This is a genomic window from Ralstonia sp. VS2407, assembly GCF_052950655.1.
The window spans coordinates 520,095-546,119 of sequence record NZ_JBRFVG010000002.1; the positions used below are offsets into that span (position 1 = coordinate 520,095).

At 64.9% G+C, this 26,025-nt stretch carries 21 protein-coding genes; 9 read left to right on the top strand and 12 right to left on the bottom strand.

Features of this window, described 5'->3' with window-relative positions; all coding sequences use genetic code 11:
• The first annotated feature begins 42 nt into the window (after positions 1–42).
• The 4 genes from ACU8YE_RS05440 (at position 43) to ACU8YE_RS05455 (ending at position 4,226) form a co-directional block, all read left to right on the top strand.
• Positions 43–408 (top strand): hypothetical protein, encoded by a 366-nt coding sequence (locus ACU8YE_RS05440; RefSeq protein ID WP_232039378.1) that lies wholly within the window; start codon positions 43–45, stop codon positions 406–408.
• A 251-nt stretch (positions 409–659) separates the two neighbouring features.
• Positions 660–1,307 carry a cysteine dioxygenase gene (locus tag ACU8YE_RS05445; protein ID WP_446928263.1) on the top strand — a complete coding sequence of 216 codons (648 nt, stop codon included), beginning with the start codon at positions 660–662 and terminating at the stop codon, positions 1,305–1,307.
• Positions 1,304–2,944 (top strand): rhodanese-related sulfurtransferase, encoded by a 1,641-nt coding sequence (locus ACU8YE_RS05450; RefSeq protein ID WP_446928264.1) that lies wholly within the window; start codon positions 1,304–1,306, stop codon positions 2,942–2,944. The genes ACU8YE_RS05445 and ACU8YE_RS05450 overlap by 4 nt, the downstream gene beginning before the upstream one ends.
• Positions 2,945–3,338: 394 nt before the next feature.
• Positions 3,339–4,226, top strand: coding sequence for an EamA family transporter (locus ACU8YE_RS05455; RefSeq protein ID WP_322018285.1), 888 nt, complete (start codon positions 3,339–3,341; stop codon positions 4,224–4,226).
• Between the two features lie 13 nt (positions 4,227–4,239).
• On the opposite strand, the gene ACU8YE_RS05460 is transcribed toward ACU8YE_RS05455, so the two are convergent.
• From ACU8YE_RS05460 to ACU8YE_RS05475, 4 genes are all read right to left on the bottom strand, one after another.
• The gene (locus ACU8YE_RS05460; RefSeq protein WP_232039372.1) at positions 4,240–6,252 is read right to left on the bottom strand and encodes a putative bifunctional diguanylate cyclase/phosphodiesterase; all 2,013 of its coding nucleotides are present in this window, start codon (positions 6,250–6,252) and stop codon (positions 4,240–4,242) included.
• Positions 6,249–6,821 (bottom strand): YfiR family protein, encoded by a 573-nt coding sequence (locus ACU8YE_RS05465; RefSeq protein WP_232039371.1) that lies wholly within the window; start codon positions 6,819–6,821, stop codon positions 6,249–6,251. The genes ACU8YE_RS05460 and ACU8YE_RS05465 overlap by 4 nt, the downstream gene beginning before the upstream one ends.
• Positions 6,818–8,833: a TonB-dependent receptor plug domain-containing protein gene (locus tag ACU8YE_RS05470; RefSeq protein WP_446928265.1), complete on the bottom strand. Its 2,016-nt coding sequence runs from the start codon at positions 8,831–8,833 to the stop codon at positions 6,818–6,820. The genes ACU8YE_RS05465 and ACU8YE_RS05470 overlap by 4 nt, the downstream gene beginning before the upstream one ends.
• A gap of 255 nt (positions 8,834–9,088) precedes the next feature.
• Positions 9,089–9,508 carry a F0F1 ATP synthase subunit epsilon gene (locus ACU8YE_RS05475; protein ID WP_414562354.1) on the bottom strand — a complete coding sequence of 140 codons (420 nt, stop codon included), beginning with the start codon at positions 9,506–9,508 and terminating at the stop codon, positions 9,089–9,091.
• Positions 9,509–9,747: 239 nt separating this feature from the next.
• On the opposite strand from ACU8YE_RS05475, the gene ACU8YE_RS05480 reads away from it, so the two are divergent.
• Positions 9,748–10,683 (top strand): LysR substrate-binding domain-containing protein, encoded by a 936-nt coding sequence (locus tag ACU8YE_RS05480; protein WP_232039369.1) that lies wholly within the window; start codon positions 9,748–9,750, stop codon positions 10,681–10,683.
• Positions 10,684–10,728: 45 nt separating this feature from the next.
• A complete protein-coding gene (locus ACU8YE_RS05485) occupies positions 10,729–11,412 on the top strand; it encodes an HAD family hydrolase (protein WP_322018282.1) in 684 nt (227 codons plus the stop codon).
• Positions 11,413–11,476: 64 nt separating this feature from the next.
• Here the strand turns inward: ACU8YE_RS05485 and ACU8YE_RS05490 are convergent, their stop codons facing one another.
• The 6 genes from ACU8YE_RS05490 to ACU8YE_RS05515 all read right to left on the bottom strand — a co-directional run bounded on the left by ACU8YE_RS05490 (position 11,477) and on the right by ACU8YE_RS05515 (position 18,570).
• Entirely contained in the window at positions 11,477–12,697 is a 1,221-nt protein-coding gene (locus ACU8YE_RS05490) for a TIGR03364 family FAD-dependent oxidoreductase (RefSeq protein WP_446928266.1), read from the bottom strand.
• 3 nt (positions 12,698–12,700) lie between these two features.
• Positions 12,701–13,726 carry a putative 2-aminoethylphosphonate ABC transporter substrate-binding protein gene (locus tag ACU8YE_RS05495; RefSeq protein WP_232039366.1) on the bottom strand — a complete coding sequence of 342 codons (1,026 nt, stop codon included), beginning with the start codon at positions 13,724–13,726 and terminating at the stop codon, positions 12,701–12,703.
• A gap of 55 nt (positions 13,727–13,781) precedes the next feature.
• Complete coding sequence (phnX, locus tag ACU8YE_RS05500) at positions 13,782–14,660, bottom strand: phosphonoacetaldehyde hydrolase (RefSeq protein ID WP_316871112.1); 879 nt, start codon at positions 14,658–14,660, stop codon at positions 13,782–13,784.
• A 51-nt stretch (positions 14,661–14,711) separates the two neighbouring features.
• Positions 14,712–16,475, bottom strand: coding sequence for a putative 2-aminoethylphosphonate ABC transporter permease subunit (locus ACU8YE_RS05505; RefSeq protein ID WP_446928267.1), 1,764 nt, complete (start codon positions 16,473–16,475; stop codon positions 14,712–14,714).
• 7 nt (positions 16,476–16,482) lie between these two features.
• Positions 16,483–17,625, bottom strand: coding sequence for a putative 2-aminoethylphosphonate ABC transporter ATP-binding protein (locus tag ACU8YE_RS05510; protein WP_260804302.1), 1,143 nt, complete (start codon positions 17,623–17,625; stop codon positions 16,483–16,485).
• Between the two features lie 78 nt (positions 17,626–17,703).
• Positions 17,704–18,570 (bottom strand): LysR family transcriptional regulator, encoded by an 867-nt coding sequence (locus tag ACU8YE_RS05515; protein WP_433868068.1) that lies wholly within the window; start codon positions 18,568–18,570, stop codon positions 17,704–17,706.
• Between the two features lie 324 nt (positions 18,571–18,894).
• Here ACU8YE_RS05515 and ACU8YE_RS05520 point away from each other — a divergent pair, with 324 nt between their 5' ends.
• Entirely contained in the window at positions 18,895–20,598 is a 1,704-nt protein-coding gene (locus tag ACU8YE_RS05520) for a M30 family zinc metallopeptidase (RefSeq protein WP_232039361.1), read from the top strand.
• Positions 20,599–20,752: 154 nt separating this feature from the next.
• Here ACU8YE_RS05520 and acnB read toward each other — a convergent pair whose 3' ends face one another.
• Positions 20,753–23,338: a bifunctional aconitate hydratase 2/2-methylisocitrate dehydratase gene (gene acnB / locus ACU8YE_RS05525; protein ID WP_260804306.1), complete on the bottom strand. Its 2,586-nt coding sequence runs from the start codon at positions 23,336–23,338 to the stop codon at positions 20,753–20,755.
• A 216-nt stretch (positions 23,339–23,554) separates the two neighbouring features.
• On the opposite strand from acnB, the gene ACU8YE_RS05530 reads away from it, so the two are divergent.
• A complete protein-coding gene (locus ACU8YE_RS05530) occupies positions 23,555–24,055 on the top strand; it encodes a hypothetical protein (protein WP_322018274.1) in 501 nt (166 codons plus the stop codon).
• 149 nt (positions 24,056–24,204) lie between these two features.
• Here ACU8YE_RS05530 and ACU8YE_RS05535 read toward each other — a convergent pair whose 3' ends face one another.
• Positions 24,205–25,161: a LysR family transcriptional regulator gene (locus tag ACU8YE_RS05535; protein ID WP_322018392.1), complete on the bottom strand. Its 957-nt coding sequence runs from the start codon at positions 25,159–25,161 to the stop codon at positions 24,205–24,207.
• Between the two features lie 132 nt (positions 25,162–25,293).
• Between ACU8YE_RS05535 and ACU8YE_RS05540 the strand changes: the two genes are divergently transcribed.
• Positions 25,294–26,007: an SDR family NAD(P)-dependent oxidoreductase gene (locus ACU8YE_RS05540; RefSeq protein ID WP_322018272.1), complete on the top strand. Its 714-nt coding sequence runs from the start codon at positions 25,294–25,296 to the stop codon at positions 26,005–26,007.
• Positions 26,008–26,025: the final 18 nt, after the last annotated feature.

Below are 26,025 nucleotides of genomic sequence, written 5' to 3' on the forward strand. Positions count from 1 at the left end.
CCGCACTTGCTGAACCATGGCGGTCCCGACCAGGAGAGTGCCATGCCGCAAACACGCCAAAACATCCGACATTCCGCCATGTGGCCCGCCGCGATGGCCATCAGCTTGACCGTGGTGGCGCTACCGCACCCCGCCCACGGCAAACTTCCGCCGCCTACGCCGGCCGAACAAGCCGCCGCAGCCAAGCAGGCCGAGACGGAACGCGCACAAAAAGCGCAAGAGCAAGCCCAGTTGACCGAAGTGCAGGACCGCTTGGCGGCACGCTTTGGCAAGGGCGGCAACAACGCCCCGGGCGCCACAACTCCAGCCACCAACCTGCCTAAGAACGTCGCGGAAGCGCCGGGTACTGCCGGCCCGCATGGCGGCTCGCGACCGAGCGCGGAATCCCATTCGGGCAACGCCCGCTAGGCCCCAAGCGGAAGCCCGCGCGTCAAAGGTGGAAGCCGCCGCGGGCGGCAATACGGCCTGCCCCTTTGACCATGCATCAATCGCCCCGTTGATCAGCATCGACACGATTGCGACGTGCTGTGCAGTCGAATCCACGCTCTGCACGACAACTCCGCGCTGGCCTCAGTCGGCCGCACGGCACTTGGGGTTTCTGTAGACGCCTCCGCCCAAGTCCAGCAAGATGCGCAGAACCCCACATCAGGAACTTGCCGATGAGCACGCCTGCCCGCGCTGCCGTGTCCGCTGCGGCAGCCACACAAACCCGGTCCATCGCGCCGCTGCGTGATTTCGTGACCGCGCTGTCGCGCCTGCTGGATCAGCAGCCGACCGAAGCCGAAATCCTCTCGGGCGCCGGTGCCCTGCTCGGTGCGCTTGTATCCCACGACGACTGGCTACCCGCTGAATACGCGCAGCCGCACCCCGAGCACTTCCAGCAGTTCCTGCTGCATGCCGATTCGGGCGAGCGCTTTTCCATCGTCAGCTTTGTCTGGGGCCCGGGCCAGCGCACACCCATTCACGACCACACCACGTGGGGCCTGATCGGCATGCTGCGCGGCGCTGAATACTCGCAACCGTTCAAACTCGACGCACAAGGCAAACCCCAACCGGACGGACCCGCCATCCGCCTGGAGCCCGGCGCTGTGGAGCGCGTTTCCCCGCGCATTGGCGACATCCACCGCGTGCACAACGCCTTTGACGATCGCACCTCGATCAGCATCCACGTGTACGGCGGCAACATCGGCGGCATCCACCGCTCCGTCTATACGGAAGACGGCGAGCGCAAGCCTTTCGTCTCCGGTTATTCGAATACCCACCTGCCCAATCTCTGGGACCGCTCCAAGGACACGCCCGCACCATGAGCAGCCCTATCGACGCCATCGAATCGCTGGTCGCCGCACCGCTGGCCGAAACCCATGTCCCGACGCTCGCGTATGCCGACGTGCGCGCCGCCCTGCTGGCCCGCAAGGAGATCGCGCTGCTCGACGTGCGGGAAGAGGACCCGTACGCCCAGGCGCATCCGCTGTGGGCAGCCAACCTTCCGCTCTCCCGGCTGGAGCTGGAAGCGTGGTCGCGCATTCCGCGCCGCGATACCTTGATCGTGCTGTACGGCGTGCACGATGGCGTGGACCTCGCCCCGCAAGCGGCCGCCAAGCTGGCCGAACTCGGCTATACGCGCGTGTACCTGCTCGAAGGCGGCCTCGATGGCTGGCGCGCCGCCGGCGGCGAGGTGTTCCAAGACGTGAATGTCCCGAGCAAGGCCTTCGGCGAATACGTGGAGGCGCACCGCCATACGCCGTCGTTCAGCGCGCAGGAGGTCAAAGCGCTGCTCGACGCCAAGCGCGACGTGGTCATCGTCGATGCGCGTCGCTATGAAGAATTTCAGACCATGAGCATCCCCACGGCGACGAGCGTGCCGGGTGCAGAGCTGGTGCTGCGCATCCGCGAGCTGGCGCCCGACCCGAGCACGCAGGTCATCGTCAATTGCGCGGGTCGCACGCGCAGCATCATCGGCACGCAATCGCTCGTGAATGCCGGTATTCCCAACCCGGTGGCGGCTCTGCGCAACGGCACCATCGGCTGGCTGCTGGCCGATCAGGTGCTGGACCATGGCGCCAGCCGCCGTCACCCGCTGGACGTGTCCGCCGAAACACGCGCGCAAGCCCAGGCCGATGCACGCGCCGTGGCCGAGCGTGCCAATGTGCCGCGCATTGCGTTGGCTGACGTTGCCAAATTGGAGGCGCCGGACCGCACGGTCTACAAGCTCGACGTCCGCACGCCCGAGGAATATGCCGCCGGCCATCTGCCCGGCTTTGCGAGCGCGCCCGGGGGCCAGCTCGTGCAGGAAACCGACCACACCGCCGCCGTGCGCGGCGCCCGCATCGTCCTGGCCGATGACGACGGCGTGCGCGCCGACATGTCCGCCTCGTGGCTCGCGCAAATGGGCTGGGAGGTCTATGTCGTCGATCCGGTCGACGCGAGCGAGCGCAGCGTCACCGGTACATGGCAGACACCCGCTCCCCAGCCTCCCGCCGCGCGCACGGTCGACGCCCGCGCCCTGGCCGGCTGGCTGGAAGCGGGCGACACCGCCGTCATCGACGTCACACGCAGCGCCAATTACGTTGCGCGGCATATTCCGGGCGCGTGGTTTGCCGTGCGCTCGGATTTGCCCGCGGCGCTTGCGCGCATCCCCGCAGCACGCCGCTACGTGCTGACGTGCGGCTCCAGCCAGCTCGCCCGCTTTGCCGCCGCCGACCTTGCCAATCTGACGCAGGCCGAGGTGTGGGTGCTGGACGGAGGCACCGCAGCGTGGGTGGCCGCCGGCCTGCCCGTTGAAACCGGCGAGACCCGCCTGGCCTCCCCCCGCATCGACCGCTACCGCCGCCCGTATGAGGGCACGAGCGCACCCCGCACGGCGATGCAGGGGTATCTCGACTGGGAGTTCGGTCTGGTGGAGCAGTTGCGGCGCGATGGCACGCACGGGTTCCGGGTCATCTGAAGGGCCACCAAGGTTCGGAACGTCAGGCTTGGCGTTCTGAACTCGACACTTGGGGTTCCAACACTCCACGCTTGAGGTTCCGGACGCCGCGCTTGAGGTTCCGAACTCCACCGTTGGCGTTCGGAACGTGACGGGTGGCGTTCGGAACCTCGATATCTCGTAGTTCGAACGCCGACATTGAGGTTCTGAACGCCATGCATGGGGTTCAACACTCGGCACGCCGGGTTCGTAACCCCGATTGCGAGGTTCGGAACACGGCGATTGAGGTCTCAAACCTCGCATACGCCTCAGCTCACTTGCTTGCTAACACCGCTCACAACGAGCGATAACAAAACTCGTTTTGCGCATGAGCCGGCGTTGAGTAGCATCGGGACTTCCTCGCAGAGGTCCCGTCATGTCCCCCTTCATCGCCCTGTGCCTGCTCATCACCTACGTGGTGTGGGGCACAACGTATCTCGCCATCCGCTTTGCGCTGACCGATCTACCGCCCTTCCTGATGATGGGCTCGCGCTTTCTGGCTGCAGCGTTGCTGCTCGCTCCGCTGGTCATCCTGCGCCAGCGCAAGCAGCCCGAAGATCGACCGACCGTGCGCCAGGTCCGCAACTGCGCATTGATCGGCGCCTTCATGCTGGTGGGCGGCATGGGCATGACGGCGGTGGCCGAGCAGACCATCTCGTCGGGTGCGACCACGGTGATGATCGCGTCGATGCCGCTGTTCTCCACGCTGTGGACGCTGCTGGCCGGCGGCCGCCTGCGTGCCTATGAGATTGGCGCCATCGCGCTGGGCAGCATCGGGATTGCGGTGCTGTTTCGCGGGGCGGAGTTCCAGGCCAGCACAGTCGGCGTGCTGGCGCTGACCACCGCCATTGCGTCATGGTCGTTCGGCTCGCAACTCTCCAAGCGCATCGACATGCCCAAGGGCATGACGGCGTTCGTATTGGAGATGGCTTTTGGCGGCGTGGCGCTCGTACTGCTCAGCCTGATCACGGGCGAAGTGTGGCCGAAGCACATCGGCATGCATGCCGCGCTCGCATGGGGCTACCTCGTGGTATTCGGCTCGGCCATCGCATTCACCGCCTACATGGCGCTGGTGGAGCGCGTGTCCACCGTCATGGCGACAAGCTATGTGTATGTGAACCCGCCCATCGCCCTGTTGATGGGCGCATGGCTTGCAGATGAAGTCGTCGCGCCGCAAACGCTGGGCGCCACGGGCATCATCCTGGCGGCGGTGGTGGTGCTGACGGCCGGGGCGACACGCGCGGCGCGGCGGGCGGCTGCTTGAACGTGCATGACGGTTACCCCGCCAACGACGACGGCAACGACCCGCTCGGCACTGCATCGTCCTCGGCGTCCGCAGCGATGTCGCTGTCCGAAACGTTGTCCAGCCGGTTGAGCCACGCCATCAGCGCGTCGGCGTGCTGCGGGCGCGAGAACAGATAGCCCTGCCCCAGGTCGCATCCGGCGTTGCGCAGCAATGCGAGCTGCTCGGGGTCTTCCACGCCTTCGGCCACCACTTGCATGCGCAGGCTATGCGCCATGGCGATCACCGCGCCGGCAATGGCTTCACCGTCGCCGGGCATGCGCTGCACGAAGCTGCGGTCGATCTTGAGCTTCTGGATCGGGAAACGCTGCAGATACGCCAGCGACGAATACCCGGTGCCGAAATCGTCAATCGACAGGCTGATGCCGGCCGCGTGCAGGGATTCGAGCAGCGCGATGTTGGCCTCGATGTCTTCCATCAGCACGCTCTCCGTAATTTCGAGTTCGAGCTGATTCGGCGGCATGCCGGTTTCGCGCAGCACGTCCATGACGTTTTCCACGAGGGCCGGGTCGCGCGTCTGCCGCGCCGACAGGTTGACGGCCACCCGCAGCGTGACGCCGTCTTCGCGCATCCAGCGCACAGCCTGCTGGCACGCGGTGCGCAGCACCCATAGGCCGAGCGGCACGATCAGGCCGGTTTCTTCCGCCACGGCGATGAACTCGCCGGGCCCGATCAGGCCGATCTCCGGATGGCGCCAGCGCACCAGTGCTTCCACGCCATAGACGTTTGCCTTGGAGAGCACCGCGTCGTGCGCGTCTTCGGTCCGCAGGCGCACCTGTGGCTGGTAGGCCAGCAGCAGTTCCTCGCGATCGAGCGCGCGGCGCAGATCGGCTTCCACGCGCAGGCGGCGGCGCGCCTGCTGGTCCATCTCCGACGTGAAGCTCGCGGCTGCGTTCTTGCCGTGGTTTTTGGCGTGGTACATCGCCGTGTCGGCGTTGCGCGTGAGTACCTGCACGTCGCGTGCGTCATGCGGATACAGGCTCACGCCCACGCTCGCCGTCACGTAGATCTGATGCAGGTCGAGCGCGAACGGCGCCGCCAACGCGGCAAGAATGCGTTTGGCCAAGCCATCGGCCAGCGTTGCCGCTTCCGTGTCGGCAATCTGCGCACGGCCAGACAGCTCGGCGATCACCGCAAATTCGTCCCCGCCGATGCGGCACAGCACGGCACGCAGGTTGGCTTGGTCGATCACGTCGTTCAGCCGCCGCGCAACCTGGCGCAGCAGGCGGTCGCCGTTGTTGTGGCCCAGCGTGTCGTTGACGACCTTGAAATTGTCCAGATCCAGCAGAAGCAGCCCCACTGCACCCGCCTGACCCGCGCGCTTGAGCGACACCTGCAGGCGCTCGTTGAAGGCATGCCGGTTCGGCAGTTCCGTGACGGAATCGATGTGGGCGAGGTAGTCCAGATGCGCCTCTGCCTGCAGCACCGCACGGCGCATGCGGGCAATCACGAGATACGCCAGACCCATCGCGCCGATGCCCACCGACACCGTCAGCACGGCATAGCCGAGCAGTTGCATGTACAGCTCGGTCAGGCTGGAGCGCACCACCACATAGCCGATCACGCGGCGTTCGGACTCCACCGGCTCCACCACCTCCAGCGTGGTGAGCGTGGACACATCCGACTCGCGCAGCATGGCGGCATCGGGCGCGCGCACCGGCGCGGCATCGTGGTGCTGATACAGCGCCAACGGCTTGCGCAGCGCACTGAAAATACCGGCCGCACGCAACGGCGGCGAGGCCTCCAGCGCGGCCAGGGTTTCTTCTGCGGCACGACGGTCATTGAAGAGCAGCGCGGCCACGCTGTTGGCGCCCACGATGCGCGCCTGCACATGCACGTCGCGCACCAGCGCCGCATGCAGCGCGATGAACTGGAACACGATGAGCAGGAAGCCGGCGATGGTCAGCGCCGCGCCGGCACCGGCCATGTTGGCCCGCACCATGGAGTGCCCCAGGCGGGGCCGAGGAGTCGTAATCGACAGGCTCATTGCACGGTCCTAGCCAGGCGCAGCAGTTGCGAGCTGAGCTGCAGACGGGCCTGCCGCGCGGCCACTGCATCGATGTCGAAAACCACGCGATCGTCATGCAGCGTCAACGCGATCATCGGTTCGGGGTTGCCGGCCACGCGCTCGCTCTTTGGGCTGTCGGACACCGTCAGCACCGGCGTGCCCGGGTCGAGGCGCACGCCGTTCTGGGCGCGCGCGTCAAACACCAGGACATGGCAGCCGGCAACGGTGCCATCGTTGATCTTTCGGATTTCCAGGCGGTGTCCGCGCACGGGTTTTCCTGTCAGTTTTTCCAAGGCCGCCTGCAACGGATGTTGGGCGGTCACGCACACCACCATTGGCGCGTCGGCCTGCATGACATCAGCCGGCCAGTTGGTGAACAGCGCAAAGTTATAGATGAACGCCGCCTTGACCTGCACCTCGCTGGCCTGCATCTGTGCGTGCGTGGCACCCATCCATGCCACACCTGCCAGCACAGCGCCCAGCACCGCGCATAACCTGCGCGGTCGTCGCCATTGGGCGCGTCGGACGATGCCGTGCGGGGCTTTCATCGGAAGGTGTAGGTGAATTTCACGCGAAAGGCACGGCCATCCTGCTCGACGGACGGCTGCGGCAACTCCGGCCCCGCTGGATCCGCATAGCGCCGATCGAACAGGTTGTAGATACTGGTCGACATCTCCAGGTTGGGCGCCAACCGTGCCGCCAGCAAGGTCAGGTTGGCGATCCAGTAACCGCCCACCTGGCCGGCTGTCGTCAGCCGGTTGCTGATGTACTTCGCCTCGATCCCGGCACGCCAGTCGCTGCGCCATACAGGAGCGGTGGCGTTGACCTTGAGCATGTGACGCGGCGAGTTGCTCAACGTCTGGCCGGTATCGACATCTTCGGAACGCTGGAAGCTGTAGCTCGTGCGCAGGCGCGTGCCGCCCGGCCAGTTCTGCTCGTAGCCGAGTTCTGCGCCGCGCGTGCGCACGCGCGCTACGTTGCTGAAAAAGAGCAGCCCAGTGTTCGGGTCTTGGCTTTGGCTGATCAGGTTGGAAACGTTGTTCTGAAACACCGACAAGGTCGCCTTGCCGCCTGCCGCAACTTGTTGCTCGACTACCGTTTCATACGTGCGTATGCGTTCGGCCGACAGCCCATTGGTGACTTGTTGGCCGCCGGGCGCACTGGTCTGGTAGTTCAGCTCGTAATCGTTCGGCGCGCGATAGGCCATGCCGTAGATCGCCTTGACGGTGGTCGTTGGGGCGGCATGCCAGATCAGGCCCACGCGCGGGCTGAAGATGCCCGGCGCAAAACTCGTGTGGTCGTAGCGCAGGCCCGTGTCCAGCACCCAGTCCCGATGGAGCAGGAATTGATCCTGCACATACACGCCCACGCGGTTGTTGTCGCGATGGTCGTCCAGGTAGCTGGCGTATGGCGCTGTATCGAAATTGCGCATCGCATCACGGTAGTCGCGCTGCAGCTCCGTGCCGATGACCAGCGTGTGGCGTTCGATGCGGCGCGTCACGAACTTGAGTTCCGTGCCGTACCACGCCGTGTCGAATAGATCGCGGTTGATGCCGACCGGTGGTGGGTTGTACGCGTAGTCCCCCTGCGAGACATAGCGGCCCCAGAACAGCCGCGCCGTCACGTCGGTCGTGTCGTCCAGCGCGTGCTGCCACGTGCCGTTGAACATCTGCCGCGTGTCGACGGTGCGCGAGCGCGGGTCGTTGAAGCTTTGGTCGTACGGCGCGGTCGGCACGCCCTTCGTACGATCGACGTAGCCGAAGGTCAGCCCGAACTCGCCAAAACTGCCCTTGGCAAACAGGCGCTTGGCGCGGTCGTAATCCATGCCGCGGGCCACGCCATCGCTCACGCCCGGCTGGTTGAACTCGGGAAAGTAGAGGTCGCGCCCCGGGGCATCGTTCACGCTGGCCGACAGCAGCCATTCGGCGCCGTTCTCGGCCCGCCTGCCCCACGTCACTCGGGCATCCCGCGCATTGGCGCTGCCCGTTGATCCGCTGGCCTGCACGCCGTCAATGTCACGGCCTCGCTTGGTGATGATGTTGATCACACCGAACAGCGCGTTCGATCCGTACACCGCCGACCCGGCTCCGGGCACGTACTCCACCCGCTCGATCAGGTCGACGTTGAGAATGGCTTCGGAGCCGACGGCCGCCTGGTCGAAGATGGGATCGTTGGTGCGATGGCCGTCAATGAGCAACAGGAAGCGCGTGTCGTAGTCGCCCGCGCGCAAGAAGCCGCGTGCGCCCAGCGTGGTGTAGTTGCGATCGTAGTTGGTGTACAGCCCCGGGAGACTGCCCAGGATGTCGGCCAGCGTGCGCCAGCCATAGGCTTTGATATCCGCCGCCGTGATGAAGGAAACATTGGCCGGTGCCTCATTCGCGGCTTGCGCGTACTTGGACGCCCCGGTGACGACCTGCACCTGCATGAGTTGCTCGATGGGCAGTGCGGTCAGATCGGTGACGTCTGTTTGCGCCAGCGCCGTGCGGCAAAGCAGCGCAGCGGCCACCGCAAACATTTGCGCGCACCGCTTCGGCTTGGAGGGCGCGCGCGGCAAGCGCATGGGCAACGCGAATGAATGCTCAGCACTCGGGTGTTTGCGGCAACCAAGCGCAAACGCACGGGCCATTACAACAAGGGGCGACATCAGCAGAACCGGCAGAACCGATCACGTCTGTGGGGCGACGTTCAGCGGGAATTCGATAGTTCTGCTTTAAAACGGAGAACCGGCGCGGTTCTTTACCCCTCCCCTGCTGGGGCGACACATTGCCGCCGTTATGGTGTGAGGCCAGCGGGGGCCATTTGTGACGGAAGAGGCTCAGCGGCGGCGCTTGCGCAAACGTTCGATGGCGGCCAGTTGCGCCACGGCTTCAGCCAACTCAGCCTGCGCGCGCGCGTAGTCGAACTTGCTCTTGCTGTTCTGCATCAGCTCCTCAGCCGCCTTGCGGGCCTGCTGCGCCTTTGCCTCATCCAGATCGTGTGCGCGCACGGCGGTGTCTGCCAGCACGATGACCTGCTCGGGCTGGACGTCGACAAAGCCGCCGGCCACAAACAGAATCACCTCTTCATCGTTCTCCTGTGTAACGCGGAGACTGCCCGGGCGCATGCGCGTCAGCAGACGTTCATGGCCGGGCAGGATGCCCAATTCACCCTCGGTGCCGGGGATGACCACAAACTTGGCGTTGCCTTCGTACAGCCGCTCTTCTGCCGTGACGACATCGACCTTCAGCACCGGCATGGTGTCTCCTCTGTTGCGCGCATAGGTTCATACGGTAGCACGATGTGCGCCCGGCGCCCTCTTCGCAATGCCCTGCCACTTTGCAATCGACGCACACCACGTTGACACGCGCATGGCAGTTGCCGGCCGCCAGCGTCTGCGGCCTTGGCTGACCGTAAGGTTTCACAGTATGTAGCGTCACAAACGCTGCCTAGACTGTGCACCTGACGATCAAAAAGACATATCAGGGAAACACAACCATGCTGGGCGATCTACTGATGTCGTTCTTCGAGGTGGCGCGCCAGGGCAGCGTTACCTCCGCTGCCAAGCACCTGCGCCTGTCGCAGCCGACCGTGACCGGACGCATCCGCCAGCTGGAAGAGATGTATGGCGTGGAGTTGTTCCACCGCCGCGGCAGCCGGCTGGACCTGTCCGACCTTGGTGTGAGCCTTATGCCCATCGTCGAGCGCCTGGCGCAGCAGGAAGGTGACGTCGATTTTCTCCTGCGCAATGCCGGCGATCTGCGCACCGGCAACCTGCGCGTGGGCGCTACGGGCCCGTACTACATCCTGCCCAGCGTGGCGGCGTTTCGCGCGCGGCATCCGACCATTGAGATCACCATCGAATTCGGCAACTCGCAGCAGATGCTCGAAGCGCTGTCGGAGGTGCGTATCGACCTGGCGGTTTCGTCTCACGCGGTGGATGACGAACGCCTGCATCGCATCACGCTGGCCGAAGACACGATGGTGCTGGTGGTGCCGCTGGACCACGCGCTTGCACGGCGCCCGAACATTACGTTGGATGACATTGCCGGCTGCCAGCTGCTGATGCGCGAGCCCGGCTCCGTCACCCGCCGCGTCACCGAAGACGCGTTCGCCAAGGCTGGCATCGAGCCCGCCAGCACGAGCATCATCGGCAGTCGCGAAGCCATTTACGAGGCGATCAGCCTGGGGCTGGGCTGCAGCATCGTGCCCGCGCGTGAAGCGCCGCGCCGGCCCGACGTGCGCGTGCTGCCGTTTGCCGGCAACGCGCCGGTCATCCACGAATACCTGTACTTCCTGAAGGAGCGCAAGGACGCGCGGCTGGTGCGCGCGTTCCTTGACTGCGTGGACCCGCGGCTTGCACAGGCACCCAATAAAAAGGCCGATGCGTTCATCGCCAAAGTTATGGCGATGGACACAGCCGCGACGCGCTAGGGCCGTAACCTCGCGGTTTTTCAACCGCCCCCGCCCGCCTGCTGTATGCAATCGCTTGCCCTGTTCGACCTGGACCACACCCTGCTGCCCATTGACAGCGAATACGAATGGGGCCGCTTCCTGGTCGCCCAGGGTGCCGTGGATCGAAGCGTCTTCGAGCAAGCCAACGAATGCTGGATGCGGGAATACCGTGACGGCACCCTCGACTTTGCGCGACACGCGCGCTTCTCGCTCGGCCTGCTGGCCCAGCACCCGCGCACGCGGCTCGACGCTTGGCGTGCCACGTTCCTGCGCGACATCATCGCGCCGGCCATGCTGCCGCGTGCGCGGCAACTGGTCGACTCGCACCTGCGCGCCGGCGACCTTTGCTGCATCGTCACCGCCACGCACCGCTACCTGACCGAGCCGATTGCCGCGGCGTTCAACGTGCCCCACCTGCTGGCGGTGGAGGGCGAGACGGTCAACGGCCGCAGCGATGGCGCATTCACGGGCAACCCGCTCGGCACAGCCACGTTTGGCGCGGGCAAGATCGTGCGCGTCACGGAGTGGCTCGCACAGCGCGGCCAGCGCATGACGGACTTTTCGCGCACCGTGTTCTACAGCGATTCACGCAACGACCTGCCGCTGCTCGAAGCCGTTTCGCACCCGGTGGCCGTGAGCCCCGACACTACCTTGCGAGCCGTGGCCGAATCGCGCGGCTGGCCCATCGTTGAACTCTTTGCCGCCTGAAAACAAGAACGCCCGCGCGGCGTGAACCGTGCGGGCGTCTTGTCGCTAAACAACGCTCCGTCCGTCAGGCAGCCATTGCTGCAGGCGTGCTTGCCGGCGGCGTCCATTGCGGCAGTTCGGTGCCGTCGACGAGTGCATCCATATGCCGATGCGCCAGCGCCGGCCCGACGCTCATGCCGATGCCGCTGTGCATCAGCGCGACGGTGGTGCGATCGTCGACGCGGGTGATGGAGAACGCGCCGCTGCCGGGTACATGGCACTTGGCGCCATATACGCCCTGCCAACGCTCCACCACGCGCAGCTTGCTGCCAAACGTGTCACGCGCGAGGTCGAGCATGATGTTGTCGACCGACTCGGCATTGAACGGGCGCGCGTCCTGGCCGTAGTCGTGCGAATCACCAATGATCCAGTCGCCATAAGGCGTCGGGCTGACCAGCAGGTGAATGCCGTGACGCGCCAGCTCGGGGCGCTGATGTTCGATCTGCATTGCCAGCGCACGGGCGGTTGGTAAATCAGCAAATGCCCCGTAGTGCGTGCATGACAGCCCGGTTAGCACGGCGTGCTCCAGGCGGAAGCCGTCTTCGGGCGTGACGCGCAGCATCTGCAAGCGGCACACCTGCGGTTGCAGCGCGCGAAGGTGGTCGGCGCACAACGTCTGGTAATCATGGCCGCTGCAGACAATCACACGCTCGGCATTGCACACGCCAGCGGTGGTCTCAAGCCGGCCGCCTTCCACATGGCGCACCAGCGTACCGAAATGGAAGCGCACGCCTTGCGTGGCAAGCCAAGACGCCAGCGCGGGAATGGCTTCGCGCGAATAGAGCTGCAGGTCATCGAAGCCCTGAAGCGCCGCGCGGTGACGCAGGAAGCGGCCATCGTAAAGATTCGCCAAGTCTGCGCTGCGCAACAGCTTGACGTTGTAGCCGAAGGCCGGTGCGCGCGTCGCCATGAACTCGTCCAGCACGGCCTCTTCTGCAGCATTGCGGGCAAACAGCAGCGCACCGTTGGCGCGCGCAAAGATGCCTGCCTTGTCGGCCCAGTCGAGATACAGCGCGCGGCTTTCACGCGCAAGGTCCAGCATGATGCCGGGCGGCTGGCCAGTCACCAGCATCTGACCGAAATTGCGAGTGGACGCGCCAACGGCAATATCACTGCGCTCGAACACCGTCACGCGCAGGCCGCGTTTGACGGCAGCGGCTGCATGCGCCAAGCCCAAAATGCCAGCCCCGACAATGGCGACGTCGGTGCTGGCATCCAGGCCCCCAAGAGTCACGGGAGCTTGCATCGCTTACTTCTTCTCCGACTTGCCGTCGTAGCGCTTCGTCCACTCGGCGAGGATGCGGTCGCGGTTGGCGCTCGCCCACGTAAAGTCGTTTTTGATCAGACGCTTTTCGTAGTCAGCCGGCAGCAGCGGATCCGGCTTGGAGAAGCCCGGCGTGGCAACCACGGCAAAGTTCTTCTCGTACAGCGCCATTGCAGCCGGGCTTGCCGAAAAGTCAGCCAGCTTCTTGGCGGCGTCCAGGTTCTTGGTGCCCTTCATGATGCCGGTGGCTTCCACGTCCCAGCCCAGGCCTTCGGACGGCAGCACGATGTCGATGGGTGCACCTTCCTTCTTCGATTTCACGGCACGGTATTCAAACGCGATACCGATCGGGAATTCACCCGAGGCCGCCATCTTGCAAGGCTTGGAGCCCGAGTGCGTGTATTGGCCGATGTTCTGATGCAGCGCGTCCATGTAGGCCCAGCCCTTCTGCTCACCCAGCATCTGCAGCCATGCGCTGACGTCGAGGTAACCCGTGCCGGACGAGGCCGGATTCGGCATGACGATCTTGCCAGCATAGACCGGCTTGGTCAGGTCGGCCCACGAAGTCGGCTTCGGCAGGTGCTGCTTTTCTGCTTCGACGGTGTTGAAGCAGATGGCGGCGCCCCAGGCGTCCATGCCAACCCATGCCGGCGGATTAGCCTTGTCGCGGTACGTCGCACCGATCTTCGCCAGATCGGCCGGCGCGTACGGCGTCAGCATGCCTTCCTTGTCCAGGATGGCCAGGCTCGATGCGGCAAGGCCCCAAACCACGTCAGCGCGCGGGTTGTTCTTCTCGGCCAGCAGCTTGGCGGTGACAACGCCAGTGGAGTCGCGCACCCACTTGATCTCGATGTCCGGATTGGCCTTCTCGAAAGCCTCCTGGTACGCCTTCACTTGGTCAGCTTCCAGTGCCGTGTACACGGTCAACGTGGTCTTGGCGAATGCCGACGTGGCAAACGCCATCGTTGCCGACGTGATTGCGACAGCCAGCAGGGAAAGACGTGCGGTCATGGTTTCCTCGGTATGGTGTGATGCAGCGGAAAAGACAACGAACAGGACTACAAACTCAAATGCACTGCGGGCGATCACCGCGCGCGAGGCGGCGGTTGATGTCGGCCACGACTTCAGGCAGATCGGCAATCGTGTCGATCTCGTAATGCGGACGGCAGGCGGAAAAACCGGCCGAGATGGCGACCCGATGGCGCGCACGCTCGTCCGCAGACAGCGCGGCGTACTGTTCGTACGGCAGGCCGAGCGCGTTGCCCGACATCAGCAGCGCAACGGTCCACATGCCGGCCCGGCGGCCCTCTTCGATGCCGGGCACGGTGTCGTCGACCTTCACGCAGGCGGCCACGTCACCAATCGCAAGATCGACCACGCAACGCAGGGCCTGCGCAGGCCACGGCCGCGCGCGGGGCACCTCATCGCAAGCGACCACGCAGTCGGGCATGTAGCCGGCACTGGCAGCCAAGTCGACTACACGGTCCATCACCACGCGCGGGTACCCCGAGCACGTGCCGATCTTCAACCCCGCTTCGCGCAGCGCGGCGATGGTGTCCAGGGCGCCCGGAATCAGTGCGGAATGCGCGCCGACCTTTTCGATCTGCAGCGGCATGAAGCGGTTGTAGATGGCGGTGACATCGTCATCGGTGGGCATGCGGCCGTGTGCGAGCGAGAAGCGCGCGGCAATCGCGCCGTCGTTGCACAGCGTGCGGATGTGGTCCCACTTGCCCAGGCCCATGGGGCCACGTGCTTCGTCCAGCGTGATGGCCACGCCAAACTCGGCAAACGCTTCGACGAAGATCTGCGTCGGGGCAAACGAGCCGAAATCGACCACGGTGCCAGCCCAGTCCAGGACCGCGGCCTCGAGCCGCAACGGCGTGTTGCCAGGGTTGAGGCGGTCTGCGCCCGCCTGGCGCGCCGAGATCGGGGAAGAGTCACCCATGTTCTTGCTTCCTTTCTGCTTGTTGCTGTTCTGCTATGACGGACTACGAATTCAATGCGCCGCCGTGCGCCAGGCCTGCGTGCGGCGCACGATGCCGCGCGTGGCCAGTTCCAGCAGCAGCGATACGACGATCGACGTGACAAGAATGAGCGTGGACATGGCCGCGGCGGGGCCGATGTCGCCGGCGTCGTCCATGTTCAACACGGCCACGGACGCGAGCACGGTGTCCGGGCTGTAGAGGAAGATCACGGCCGACACGGTCGTCATGGCCGACACGAACAAGTAGCGCGCGCACGACAGGACGGCAGGCAGACACATCGGCAGCGTCACGCGCCAGTACGTGCGCAGCGCCGACACTTTGAGCGAGGCCGACACCGCCTCGAACACCGGATCGAGCTGCCCCAGCGACGCTACGGATGTCAGGTGCGCCGCCGTGGCGCAATGCATGATCGTGCAGAGCACCATCAGCGCCATGCCGCCATACAGGCCGTTGAGGGGATTGGCCGGATGGTTGAAGAAGAAGACATAGCCCAGACCGAGCACGAGGCCGGGCACCGCCATCGGCAGCAGCACGGCAAAGCGGATGGCCGCATGCAGCCCCGATTGCAACCATCCTGCAGCGCGCGTCTTTTCGACCAGCCATGCACCGGTGAAGATCAGTGCGGTACCGAACACCGTGGTCAGCGCAGCCAGCTTCAGGCTGTTGCGATACGCCAGCCAGCCGCCGCCATCCATGTTGTCGAAGTCGTAGTTGCGCAGCGACAGCTCGAGGTTGTACGGCCAGAGCTTGACCAGCGACGCGCCAATGGCGGTGGCCAGCATCAGCAGAATCCCGCCGACCACCAACGCACTCAGCAACAGGAAGAGGCCGTCGCGCAAGCGATCCGGCTGCGGGTGATATGGCTGTGCACGGCTGGCCAGCGCGGCGTGCTGGCGACGCTGCACGATGCGCTCGACCGCAAAGGTCAGCAGCGCTGGCAGCAGCAGCATCAAGCCGATGACGGCGCCGCGCGCAAACTGCTGCTGGCCGACCACCGCCTTGTAGGCCTCCACGGCCAGCACTTGGTAGCTGCCGCCCACCACGGTCGGCACGCCAAAGTCGGTCGCGACCAGCGTGAAAACCAGCGCGAAGGCGCCAAACAAGCCGTAGCGTGCGCCGGGCAGCGTGACCGTGCGGAACGTGCGCCACGGGCTTGCGCCCATGGCACGTGCGGCGTCATACAGGCGGCCATCCGCCAGCGTGAGCGTTGCCAGCAGCAACATCAGTGCATACGGAAACGTGTAGAACACCTCGCCCAGCACGATGCCCCAGAAGCCATAGATGTTGCTGCCGTTCATCCATGCCTTGAACAGGCCCTGGTTGCCGAACAGGTAGACCAGCGCAATGCCCGGCAGCAGCGACGGCGCAAACAGCGGCAGCATCGCCAGCGTACGCATCGTGCCGCGCAACGGCATGCGGGTGCGTTGCACCGCGTAAGCCAGGGCAAACGCCAGCGGCACCACAATGGCGGCCACGGCGCCGGACACGGCCAGCGTACGGCCAACCATGTCGAGAAAATTCGGCGCCCGCACCACGTGGGCAACCAGCGCCAGGCCGTGCTCGTCTGTGCTGCGCACACTGGCGACCAGCCCCGTGGCCTGCAACAACATCATCGCTGTCGGCAACAGCAAGCCGATGGTGAGCAACAGCAGCCAGCCAAGCTTCATGCCGGTCAGCACGGGCGTATCGGTACGCCAGAAAGGACGGCTCGCAGAGCGAACCGGGTCGGATTGCGTGACTGCAACCACGTTGGCCTCGGGGGGCAGCATCGACATGGCGGCCTCAGGCATACACGCGCAGGCCGTCGCGCTCCAGCGCGATCCAAAGCTTGCTGTCAGCCAGGTCATTGCGGCCCGCTTGCAGGGCGTTCGATGCCACTTCGGCCACCAGCGGTGCATCGGCCAGGCCATCGATCGACAGCGTCACGCGCGTGCGGCTGCCCAGGTAGATCTGGTCGACCACGCGGGCGAGATGGCGGTTGGGAGCGTCGTCATCGGGGTGCAGCGTGACGGCCTCGGGGCGGCAGAACAGGCGGCCCTGCATCGACCCGCCATCGGCGAAAGCCGGATCGAGCAGCAACGGTTGGCCGGCCAGCGTGGGCGTGCCGTCCTCCGCGCGTTCGAGCGGCAGCCAGTTGGCCTGACCGACAAACCCGGCGACAAACCCCGTGGCCGGCCGCGAATAAATCTCCGCCGGCGAGCCCGTCTGCTCGATGCGGCCGTTGGACATCACCGCGATGCGATCGGCCATTGCCATGGCCTCGTCCTGGTCGTGCGTAACCATCAGCGTGGTGACGTTCAGCTTGCGCTGCAGGCGGCGCAGCTCGATGCGCAGGTGTTCGCGCACCTGGGCGTCCAACGCCGACATCGGCTCATCCAGCAGCAACAGCGACGGCGCGGGCGCCAGCGCACGAGCCAGAGCCACACGCTGCTGCTGGCCGCCCGACAGCTGCGACGGGTATTTCGCCTCGCTGCCGGCCAGGCCGACCAGGGCGAGCATCTCCGAGACACGCCCCTGCATGCGCGCACGGTTGCCGTTGCTGCTGTCCAGCCCGTAACCGACGTTCTGCGCAACCGTCAGGTTGGGAAACAGCGCGTACGACTGGAAGACGATGCCGTAGTCACGCTCGCGCGGGGGCAGATTGGAAATATCGCGGCCACCGGCGACGATCTGGCCGCCGTCGTACGCCTCCAGGCCGGCAATGATGCGCAGCAGGGTCGTCTTGCCGCAGCCCGACGGGCCCAGCAGGCAGACGAATTCGCCCTGCGCGACATCCAGCGACACTCCATCGAGCGCCGTGAATGCGCCAAAGCGGCGCGAGACGCGTCGCACGGACAGGAACGGCGCGGCGGAACCCGACGTCGGGTTGATAACAGGCTGAGGTAGGGGCACGGGGGCGCAGACAGTGGCAAAAACGGTCGCCACTGTAGCCAGCCGACATGTACCCCTTGTGGCAGTTACCCCAAAAACGCCAATGCGCGCATTTCCGGATTTTGGTTCGGTCTATGACGCGACGGGCCGGACTTCGCTCAGGAAGGCGGCAATCAATCGCGCATCGCGCCGATCCTGCAGGCAATACAGGTATTCGCTCAGTTCCGGCGCCCCGCCTTCGAACGGCAGCACGCGCAGATCGGCATGGCTCGGTACTTCCTGGCGGGCGATGACGCTCACGCCCAGGTTGCGCGTGATGGCCTCCCGGATGGATTCCCGGCTGCCGATCTCCACCGTAGAGGCCGGCGTCACACCTGCCTGGGCCATCATCGTTTCGGTCATGGCGCGCGTGGTCGACCCGACTTCGCGCACCAGCAGCCGGCATTGCGACAGCACGCTCACAGGCACGCTCGTCCGGTCGGCGAGCGCGTGGCTGCGATGCACCACCAGCACGAGCGGATCGCGGGCCAGTTCAATGCGCAGAAAGCGCGCGTCGTCCACCCGCTGCGACGACGAGGCCACGTCCACCCGGTACTCCTGCAGCGCCTCGAGCATCTGCACCGAATTGCCGGCTTCGATGCTGACATCGATGCCAAGGTGGCTCTTGCAGAAGCGGTCCACGATGTCGAGCACGTAATACGGCGCCGTTGCGCCGATGCGCAGGTGGCCCGATCCCATGTCGCCGGAGTTGCGCAGGAAGAAGTCGATCTCGGTTTCCTGGCGCACGAGCTGGTCCACCAATGGCATCAGCCGTACGCCGGCATCGGACAGACTCAGCCGGCGACCGCCCCGGTAGAACAGCTCGACGCCGTAGGCCTCTTCCAGGGCGCGGATCTGCGAAGTCACGGTCGGCTGCGACAGGCCAAGCTGCTTGGCTGCCAGCGTGATGCTGCCCAGGCGGGCAACCATGAAGAACGATTTGAGCTGCGCAACGAGCATCGATGGGTGACGTATTGAGCGCGTTTGCGGCGCTGTGAATGAGCGGGCGGCCCATTCTAGCGGACGGCACCGTCGCCAAAGTGGCGCCGAGCTCCCTCCTCCGTTTTCTGCATCTACATCCCGCGGCTACGACTTTTTCAACCTTTTCGACAACGCAAACTTTGCGCACCCCCACATCGGGGGGAATTGGCGCCTGTGAGGGCGTCATTTCCACGGATCGAATCCGCCACTTCACCTTGAGAATCCGTCCGCATGTTGCGCTTGAGGCAGTCACGAGCCGCCCCTGTGCAGGCATTTGTTATGTGCGGAATTGGAGAGAAGTGGATGGAACGCAGCAGCAACAACGTGCGCGGCACGAAGCAATGGACCATCGCGATGATGGTGGCCGCGGCAGGTACTCTGGCCGCCTGTGGTGGGGGCGGTGGCGGCGGAAGTTCGGGGGCCACCCCAGCGGCCACGCAAGGCTCGTCCGCCAATATCACCGTGGCGGCGGCGTGTAGCGGGTCGAACTGCGGTGCACTGGGCAATACCTACGCCGGCTCTGGCGTGGGTGTGTGGCAAGCGACCAATACGGGCGGAGCAGCCGGCTCGGTGCCAGTGTCGATCGCCGGGCTGACCGGTCAGAGCGTGACGCTTGTCTACACTAATCAGAGCGCGGCGGCTCAGCCGATGCCGTCCGTCTCGCTGACAGGCCTGGGGCTGCTGAACGCCACGGGCACGCCAGTCCCGAAGACTGCCGCCGACGTGGCGGGCAATGACGCCAACGCCGCGTTCGACCGCCAGCTTTCCGATTTCAACATGCATGCGCTGGACGGATACGCCACCGGTGGCGGCCCCCTCAAGACGCAAGGCGCCTCCAACGATACGGTCCTGCGTCCGCAGTCGGTGGCCAGCGTCGGCACACAGCGCACGTGGAACCACCAGCAGCCGGACGGCACCGCCACCGTGCGCACGGCCACGCTGCGCCAGCAAACCACGGCCACGGATGGTCGCGTCATCAACCTGTGGGTGGAAAACACCGAGTACGGCACGAGCAAGATCAGCGACGGCATCATCAACACGCTCATCACCAAGTTTGCTTCGGGCATGCAGTCGGTCTATACGCTGGCCACTTCGCTGGTCGGCCAGCCGTGGGGCAGCTATTCCAGCTCGGCCAGCCTGATCGATCCGAACCAGGCGCTCGACATCGTGGTGCTGAACATCCAGCCCGATAGCCAGCCCTATGGCCGCGTCGGCTACTTCTGGGCGCGCAACAACTTCACCACCAGCTCGCAGCCGCTGTCGAACCAGTCGCTGTCGCTGTATGTGGATTCGGAAACCATCTACCTGGGCGGCACAGACGGGCTGAACACCGTCATCTCGACACTCGGCCATGAGTTCACCCACATGGCCAACTTCTATCAGCGCGGCGTGCTGCACGGCTCGCAGTACATGTACGGCACGTGGCTGGAAGAAATGACGGCGATGACGATGGAAGACGTGCTCTCCAGCCAGATCGACCCCACCTTCAACAACGTGCGCGACAGCCGCTTCCCGGCCTGGCTGCAAAGCGCGTACGACTGCTCGCTGACGGCGTTTGATCCGTCGCTGTCTTCGTCGTGCCCGGGGTATCCGATTTCTGGCAGCCTGGGCGGCTTCCTGCTGCGCCAGTACGGCATTGCGTACTACACGAATCTGCTGCAGAACTTCTCGTCGACGGATTCGGCTGCGGTACTGAACAGCGCCATCCAGGCCGGCGGCGGTGCAGGCCTGGGCGATGCAACGGGCCGCTGGGGCACGGCGGTCGCGCTGCTGCCGGTGCCGGGCAGCCCGTCGGGCTTCGCGTATCCGGCTCGCTCGGACAGCGGCTTTTCGATCCCGGCGCTGAACGGCCCGAACTACAGCAGCCAGCGCACCATGCCGACGTCCGTACCGGCCACGCTGCAAGGCTTCGGCCAGTTCCCGGTCGCGCGCGGCACAAAGGCCGGCACGTACAGCGAGACGATCACGGTGCCGGCGTATTCAACGGTGTCGATCATCATCCACTGACAGCGCGCGGCTAAGGAAGCGGGCTCCCTTTGAGTTTCGGCCAGCTGCGCAATCCAGTGAAGCGTCAAAAAAAATGGCGCCGTGGGCATTCAACCCTCGGCGCCTTTTTCACGTCACCGCGTCAGGAACGACCCGACGCGGCTGCGACTACGCATTACATCTGCACGGTGTCGGCCACTTCCTTGAAGTCTTCGATCTGGTCGAAGTTCATGTACTTGTAGATCTTGTCGCCGTTCGCGTTAAGCACACCCATGTCGGCCATGTACTCTTCCTTGGTCGGAATCTTGCCCAGACGCGAGCAGATTGCCGCCAGTTCCGCCGAACCCAGATACACATTCGTGTTCTTGCCCAGACGGTTCGGGAAGTTGCGGGTCGACGTCGACATGACCGTCGCACCTTCGCGCACCTGTGCCTGGTTACCCATGCACAGCGAGCAGCCCGGCATTTCGGTGCGGGCACCGGCCGTGCCGAACACGCCGTAGTGGCCTTCTTCGGTCAGTTGCTTCTGGTCCATCTTGGTCGGCGGCGCAACCCACAGCTTGACCGGGATGTCGCGCTTGCCTTCCAGCAGCTTCGACGCCGCACGGAAGTGGCCGATGTTGGTCATGCACGAACCAATGAACACTTCGTCGATGGTCGCGCCGGCCACGTCGGACAGCGTCTTCACGTCGTCCGGATCGTTCGGGCAGGCCACGATCGGCTCGTGGATGTCAGCCAGGTCGATCTCGATGACAGCGGCGTACTCGGCGTCAGCATCCGGCTGCAGCAGTTGCGGATCGGCCAGCCATGCTTCCATCGCCTTGATGCGGCGTTGCAGGCTGCGCGGGTCTTGGTAGCCCTGCGCGATCATCCACTTGAGCAGCGTGATGTTGCTGTTCAGGTACTCGATGATCGGTTCCTTGTTCAGGTGCACCGTGCAACCGGCGGCCGAACGCTCGGCAGAGGCGTCCGACAGCTCGAACGCTTGCTCGACCTTCAGGTCGGGCAGGCCTTCGATTTCGAGGATGCGGCCCGAGAAGATGTTCTTCTTGCCTTGCTTGGCGACCGTCAACATGCCTTGCTTGATCGCGTACAGCGGAATCGCGTTGACGAGGTCACGCAGCGTGACGCCCGGCTGCATCTTGCCCTTGAAGCGGACCAGCACCGATTCCGGCATGTCCAGCGGCATCGTGCCGGTGGCAGCCGCGAAGGCGACCAGGCCCGAGCCTGCCGGGAAGCTGATGCCGATGGGGAAGCGCGTGTGCGAGTCGCCGCCGGTGCCGACGGTGTCGGGCAGCAGCATGCGGTTCAGCCACGAGTGGATCACGCCATCGCCCGGGCGCAGCGCGATACCGCCACGCGTGCTGATGAAGTTGGGCAGCGTCTGATGCGTCTTCACGTCCACCGGCTTCGGATACGCAGCGGTGTGGCAGAACGACTGCATCACGAGGTCGGCCGAGAAGCCCAGGCACGCCAGGTCCTTCAGTTCGTCGCGGGTCATCGGGCCGGTGGTGTCCTGCGAGCCGACCGAGGTCATCTTCGGTTCGCAATACGTGCCCGGACGGATGCCCTGGCCTTCCGGCAGGCCGCACGCGCGACCGACCATCTTCTGCGCGAGCGAGAAGCCCTTGCCGCTGTCGGCCGGCTGATGCGGCAGGCGGAACAGCGTCGACGGTGCGAGGCCCAGCGCTTCACGCGCCTTGGCGGTCAGGCCGCGGCCGATGATCAGCGGAATGCGGCCGCCGGCGCGCACTTCGTCGAACAGCACGTCCGACTTGACCTGGAATTCGGCGATGACCTTGCCGTCCTTCAGCGCCTTGCCTTCGTACGGGCGCAGTTCGACCACGTCGCCCATATTCATTTGCGACACGTCGAGTTCGATCGGCAGCGCGCCGGCGTCTTCCATCGTGTTGTAGAAGATCGGGGCGATCTTGCCGCCGAGGCACACGCCGCCGAAGCGCTTGTTGGGGACGAACGGGATGTCTTCGCCCGTGAACCACAGCACCGAGTTGGTGGCCGACTTGCGCGAGGAGCCGGTGCCGACCACGTCGCCGACGTAGGCGACCAGGTGACCCTTTTCCTTCAGCGATTCGATGAACTTGACCGGACCGCGCTTGCCGTCTTCTTCCGGCGTGATGCCAGGGCGTGCGTTCTTCAGCATCGCCAGCGCGTGCATCGGGATGTCCGGGCGGGTGGTGGCGTCCGGTGCCGGCGACAGGTCGTCGGTGTTGGTTTCGCCCGTGACCTTGAACACGGTGATGGTCAGGCTTTCCGGCACTTCCGGACGGCTCGTGAACCATTCGGCGTCGGCCCAGCTCTGCAGCACGGCCTTCGCATGCGCGTTGCCCTTGTCGGCGAGTTCCTTCACGTCATGGAACTGGTCGAACATCAGCAGGGTTTTCTTCAGTGCGTCGGCAGCGACGGCGGCGACGGCGTCGTCGGACAGCAGCTCGATCAGCGGCTGGATGTTGTAGCCGCCCAGCATCGTGCCGAGCAGTTCGGTCGCGCGGGCACGCGAAATCAGCGGGCAAGCGGTTTCACCCTTCGCCACGGCGGCCAGGAAGCCGGCCTTCACACGGGCGGCTTCGTCCACGCCGGCGGGCACGCGATGGGTAATCAGGTCGAGCAGCGTCTGCTCTTCACCGGCGGGCGGGTTGGTCAGCAGCTCGACCAGTTCGGCGGTCTGCTGAGCCGTCAGCGGCAGGGGAGGAATACCGAGCGCGGCGCGGGCGGCCACGTGAGCGCGAAAGTTTTCAAGCATGGGAGACCTGCTGAGATGACGTTACAGGGGAATCTTTTCGGGCACCCCGAGGCTGGTCCGGGCGCCGCTTGGGCGCGATTCTAATCGCAATACCCCACCCGGTCAAATGTCTTATATCTTATATAAGAGTCAAGCAAATGATCCGCGGCCTTCCGCCCACTGAAGCCTCTTCGGTCTTCCTCAAGTTCCAGGCGAACATGCCGAAGAAAGATTCCGATGTATAGCGGCAAGCACATCACCTGCTTGCCGACATTCAAACAAGAAGAATCAGCCATGCGAGTCGATCCCTCACTCACGCCCAACGCCGTGCCGCCTGCGGCGAGCCGCCCATCCAGCGCCTCAGCAGCGAATGAAGCTGCGGCTCCTTCCACCTTGAAAGGCAACGACATCCTTTCGAACACGGACCAAGCGCAATCATCGACTGGCCTGAATCCATCATCATCGAGCGACGCGGGCACGTCCAGCGACAGCCCTGTGGTCAAACAGTTGAAAGCACAGATCAATGCGCTGCGGCAGCGGCTATCAGCATTGCAACGCCAGATGGAAGCCGAATCGAAACAAGCCACTGTCGACAAGGAAGCGGCTGCCCGGCTTCAGGCGCTGTCGACGGAGGCAAGCTCGGTCTCTGCGGCACTTGAAACTGCGATCGGCCAACTTGCCCAGGCGCAGCAAGCGGAAGGCAAGCGTTCGGGAAGCCTGTTCTCCACGACTGCCTGAGAAGGCGGCAATACACCTCTAGCGCCAGCGACGCGCCCTGCCCCCAATCCCCCCGTGGCGCGAAGTTTCGGCGATGCATGGCGGGACGTCCGCCTATCTTGGGTACCGGCCACCGAGCGCTCCCACGCTCTCTGTCCAGCGATAACGGCCTACCTGCCTTCGGCGCGTATCTTGAGCGGATTCTGCGGATATGCCGCACGGCACAGCTCTAGAACTTCAGTGCGAAACCATTGATGCGCCGGATCGTGATCAAGGCGCGGATGCCAAATCTCTGAAATGGTGAAAGCGGGTATGGCCAGCGGCAGTTCGAAATACTGCAACCCATTGGCCGCCGTGAAATCCGTTACAAAGGCATTCCCCAGGCAGGAACGTGGAACGGCGGCGAACAAGTCCGAATGGCGCACCAGTTGCATCGCGCTCATATAAGACGGCACCACGATTGCCACCTTCCGCCGAAGGTTTGGCGGCTCCAATGGCACGTCGATCGCATTTTCCGTTTGGCCTGTCCGCGAAACCATGACGTGGCCACATGCTGCCCATTGTTCCAGGCTGATGGGCGCAGCGCCGAGCTGAGGATGGCCCGCGCGACACACGCCCACATAGCGATCGTGGAAAAGCGGCCGGGTACGGACCTCAGGAGCAGCCGTCCGGACAATACCGATCTCCAGATCAATCGCTCCGTCCCGCAGCGGCTGCGCGTTCCAGTCCGGCTTGGGCGTGAAGCGGACCTGCACGCCGGGCGCGGCGCGTTGGAGGCGATCCATCAACGCCGCGCCAAGCAGATCGACGAAGCCCTCACCCGCGCGCACGGTGAAGCATTGCTCAAGGGTGGCCACGTCGAACCGATGTTCAGCACGACTGAGCGCCGCCTCTGCTTCACGGGCCAGTGCAGGAATACGCTGGCTCAGTTGCTCGGCATAAGGTGTCAGCACCAGCGCGCGGCCAGCCTGCAACAGCAAGGGATCGCCCGTCGCGACGCGCAAGCGCGAAAGCGTGCGGCTCATGGCCGAGACGCTGAGATTCAGACGCCGAGCCGCACCGGTAACACTACGCTCGCTGAGCAATGCATCCAGTGCGGGCAGGAGGTTGAGATCAACGCGTGACATGCGGCCAGAATAATCGAAAACGCATCGAACCATGGCGTCCGGTGCAATCGTGGATTGCCAGCCAGGCGTCTGGTGCAAGACGCGAGTTCTGTCGACAATGCATTGCATCACCTGTGCACAACGGAGAACGCCTTGCCCGACGCTCCCATCCACACGCCTACCGTTTTGCTGATCGGCGCCTCACGGGGTCTTGGCTACGCCATGGCCGCCGAATTCCTGAAAAACGGATGGAATGTCGTGGGCACGGTCCGCGCCGGCAGCAGCCGAACGCTCTTGCATGATCTCGCCACTGCGCATCCGGACCGGGTCGCGATCGAAACGCTGGATATCACGCAGCCCGAGCAGATCCAGGCCTTGCGTGAGCGCCTGTCCGGCCGGATGTTCGACGTTCTGTTCGTCAACGCGGGGACAACCAACCCGGATCCGACGCAGACCATCGGCGAGGTCTCCACGGAGGATTTCGTGGCGCTGATGATCACCAATGCGCTCAGCCCGATGCGCGTGGTCGAACGCATGGCCGATCTTGTTCCGCCGGCCGGCCTGATCGGGATCATGTCGTCGGGGCAAGGCAGTATTGCCGGCAACGAATCCGGCCAGCGCGAACTCTATCGCGGCAGCAAGGCGGCGCTGAACCAGTTCATGCGCAGCTTCGCAGCGCGCCAGGCGCACACGCCCTTGGCCATGCTGCTGATCGCCCCCGGTTGGGTACGCACCGACCTCGGCGGCCCCGAGGGCCGATTGTCAATCGAGGAAAGCGTTCCGGGCGTCGTGAACGTGATTCTGAACAAACTGGGGCGGCCGGGCCTCGAATATCTCGACTATCGCGGCAGGACTGTCCGCTGGTAATGGGATGGACTGCTTTGG

Excerpts from the sequence above, each read along its gene's own strand:
- phnX (WP_316871112.1), bottom strand. The coding sequence starts at position 14,660 with ATGGGTGACTCTTCCCCGATCTCGGCGCGCCAGGCGGGCGCAGACCGC.
- ACU8YE_RS05470 (WP_446928265.1), bottom strand. The coding sequence starts at position 8,833 with ATGCGCTTGCCGCGCGCGCCCTCCAAGCCGAAGCGGTGCGCGCAAATG.
- ACU8YE_RS05520 (WP_232039361.1), top strand. The coding sequence starts at position 18,895 with ATGGAACGCAGCAGCAACAACGTGCGCGGCACGAAGCAATGGACCATC.
- ACU8YE_RS05515 (WP_433868068.1), bottom strand. The coding sequence starts at position 18,570 with ATGCTCGTTGCGCAGCTCAAATCGTTCTTCATGGTTGCCCGCCTGGGC.
- ACU8YE_RS05530 (WP_322018274.1), top strand. The coding sequence starts at position 23,555 with ATGTATAGCGGCAAGCACATCACCTGCTTGCCGACATTCAAACAAGAA.
- ACU8YE_RS05490 (WP_446928266.1), bottom strand. The coding sequence starts at position 12,697 with ATGCAAGCTCCCGTGACTCTTGGGGGCCTGGATGCCAGCACCGACGTC.
- ACU8YE_RS05465 (WP_232039371.1), bottom strand. The coding sequence starts at position 6,821 with ATGAAAGCCCCGCACGGCATCGTCCGACGCGCCCAATGGCGACGACCG.
- ACU8YE_RS05445 (WP_446928263.1), top strand. The coding sequence starts at position 660 with ATGAGCACGCCTGCCCGCGCTGCCGTGTCCGCTGCGGCAGCCACACAA.
- ACU8YE_RS05440 (WP_232039378.1), top strand. The coding sequence starts at position 43 with ATGCCGCAAACACGCCAAAACATCCGACATTCCGCCATGTGGCCCGCC.
- ACU8YE_RS05495 (WP_232039366.1), bottom strand. The coding sequence starts at position 13,726 with ATGACCGCACGTCTTTCCCTGCTGGCTGTCGCAATCACGTCGGCAACG.
- ACU8YE_RS05460 (WP_232039372.1), bottom strand. The coding sequence starts at position 6,252 with ATGAGCCTGTCGATTACGACTCCTCGGCCCCGCCTGGGGCACTCCATG.
- ACU8YE_RS05475 (WP_414562354.1), bottom strand. The coding sequence starts at position 9,508 with ATGCCGGTGCTGAAGGTCGATGTCGTCACGGCAGAAGAGCGGCTGTAC.
- ACU8YE_RS05535 (WP_322018392.1), bottom strand. The coding sequence starts at position 25,161 with ATGTCACGCGTTGATCTCAACCTCCTGCCCGCACTGGATGCATTGCTC.
- acnB (WP_260804306.1), bottom strand. The coding sequence starts at position 23,338 with ATGCTTGAAAACTTTCGCGCTCACGTGGCCGCCCGCGCCGCGCTCGGT.
- ACU8YE_RS05505 (WP_446928267.1), bottom strand. The coding sequence starts at position 16,475 with ATGTCGATGCTGCCCCCCGAGGCCAACGTGGTTGCAGTCACGCAATCC.
- ACU8YE_RS05450 (WP_446928264.1), top strand. The coding sequence starts at position 1,304 with ATGAGCAGCCCTATCGACGCCATCGAATCGCTGGTCGCCGCACCGCTG.
- ACU8YE_RS05455 (WP_322018285.1), top strand. The coding sequence starts at position 3,339 with ATGTCCCCCTTCATCGCCCTGTGCCTGCTCATCACCTACGTGGTGTGG.
- ACU8YE_RS05485 (WP_322018282.1), top strand. The coding sequence starts at position 10,729 with ATGCAATCGCTTGCCCTGTTCGACCTGGACCACACCCTGCTGCCCATT.
- ACU8YE_RS05480 (WP_232039369.1), top strand. The coding sequence starts at position 9,748 with ATGCTGGGCGATCTACTGATGTCGTTCTTCGAGGTGGCGCGCCAGGGC.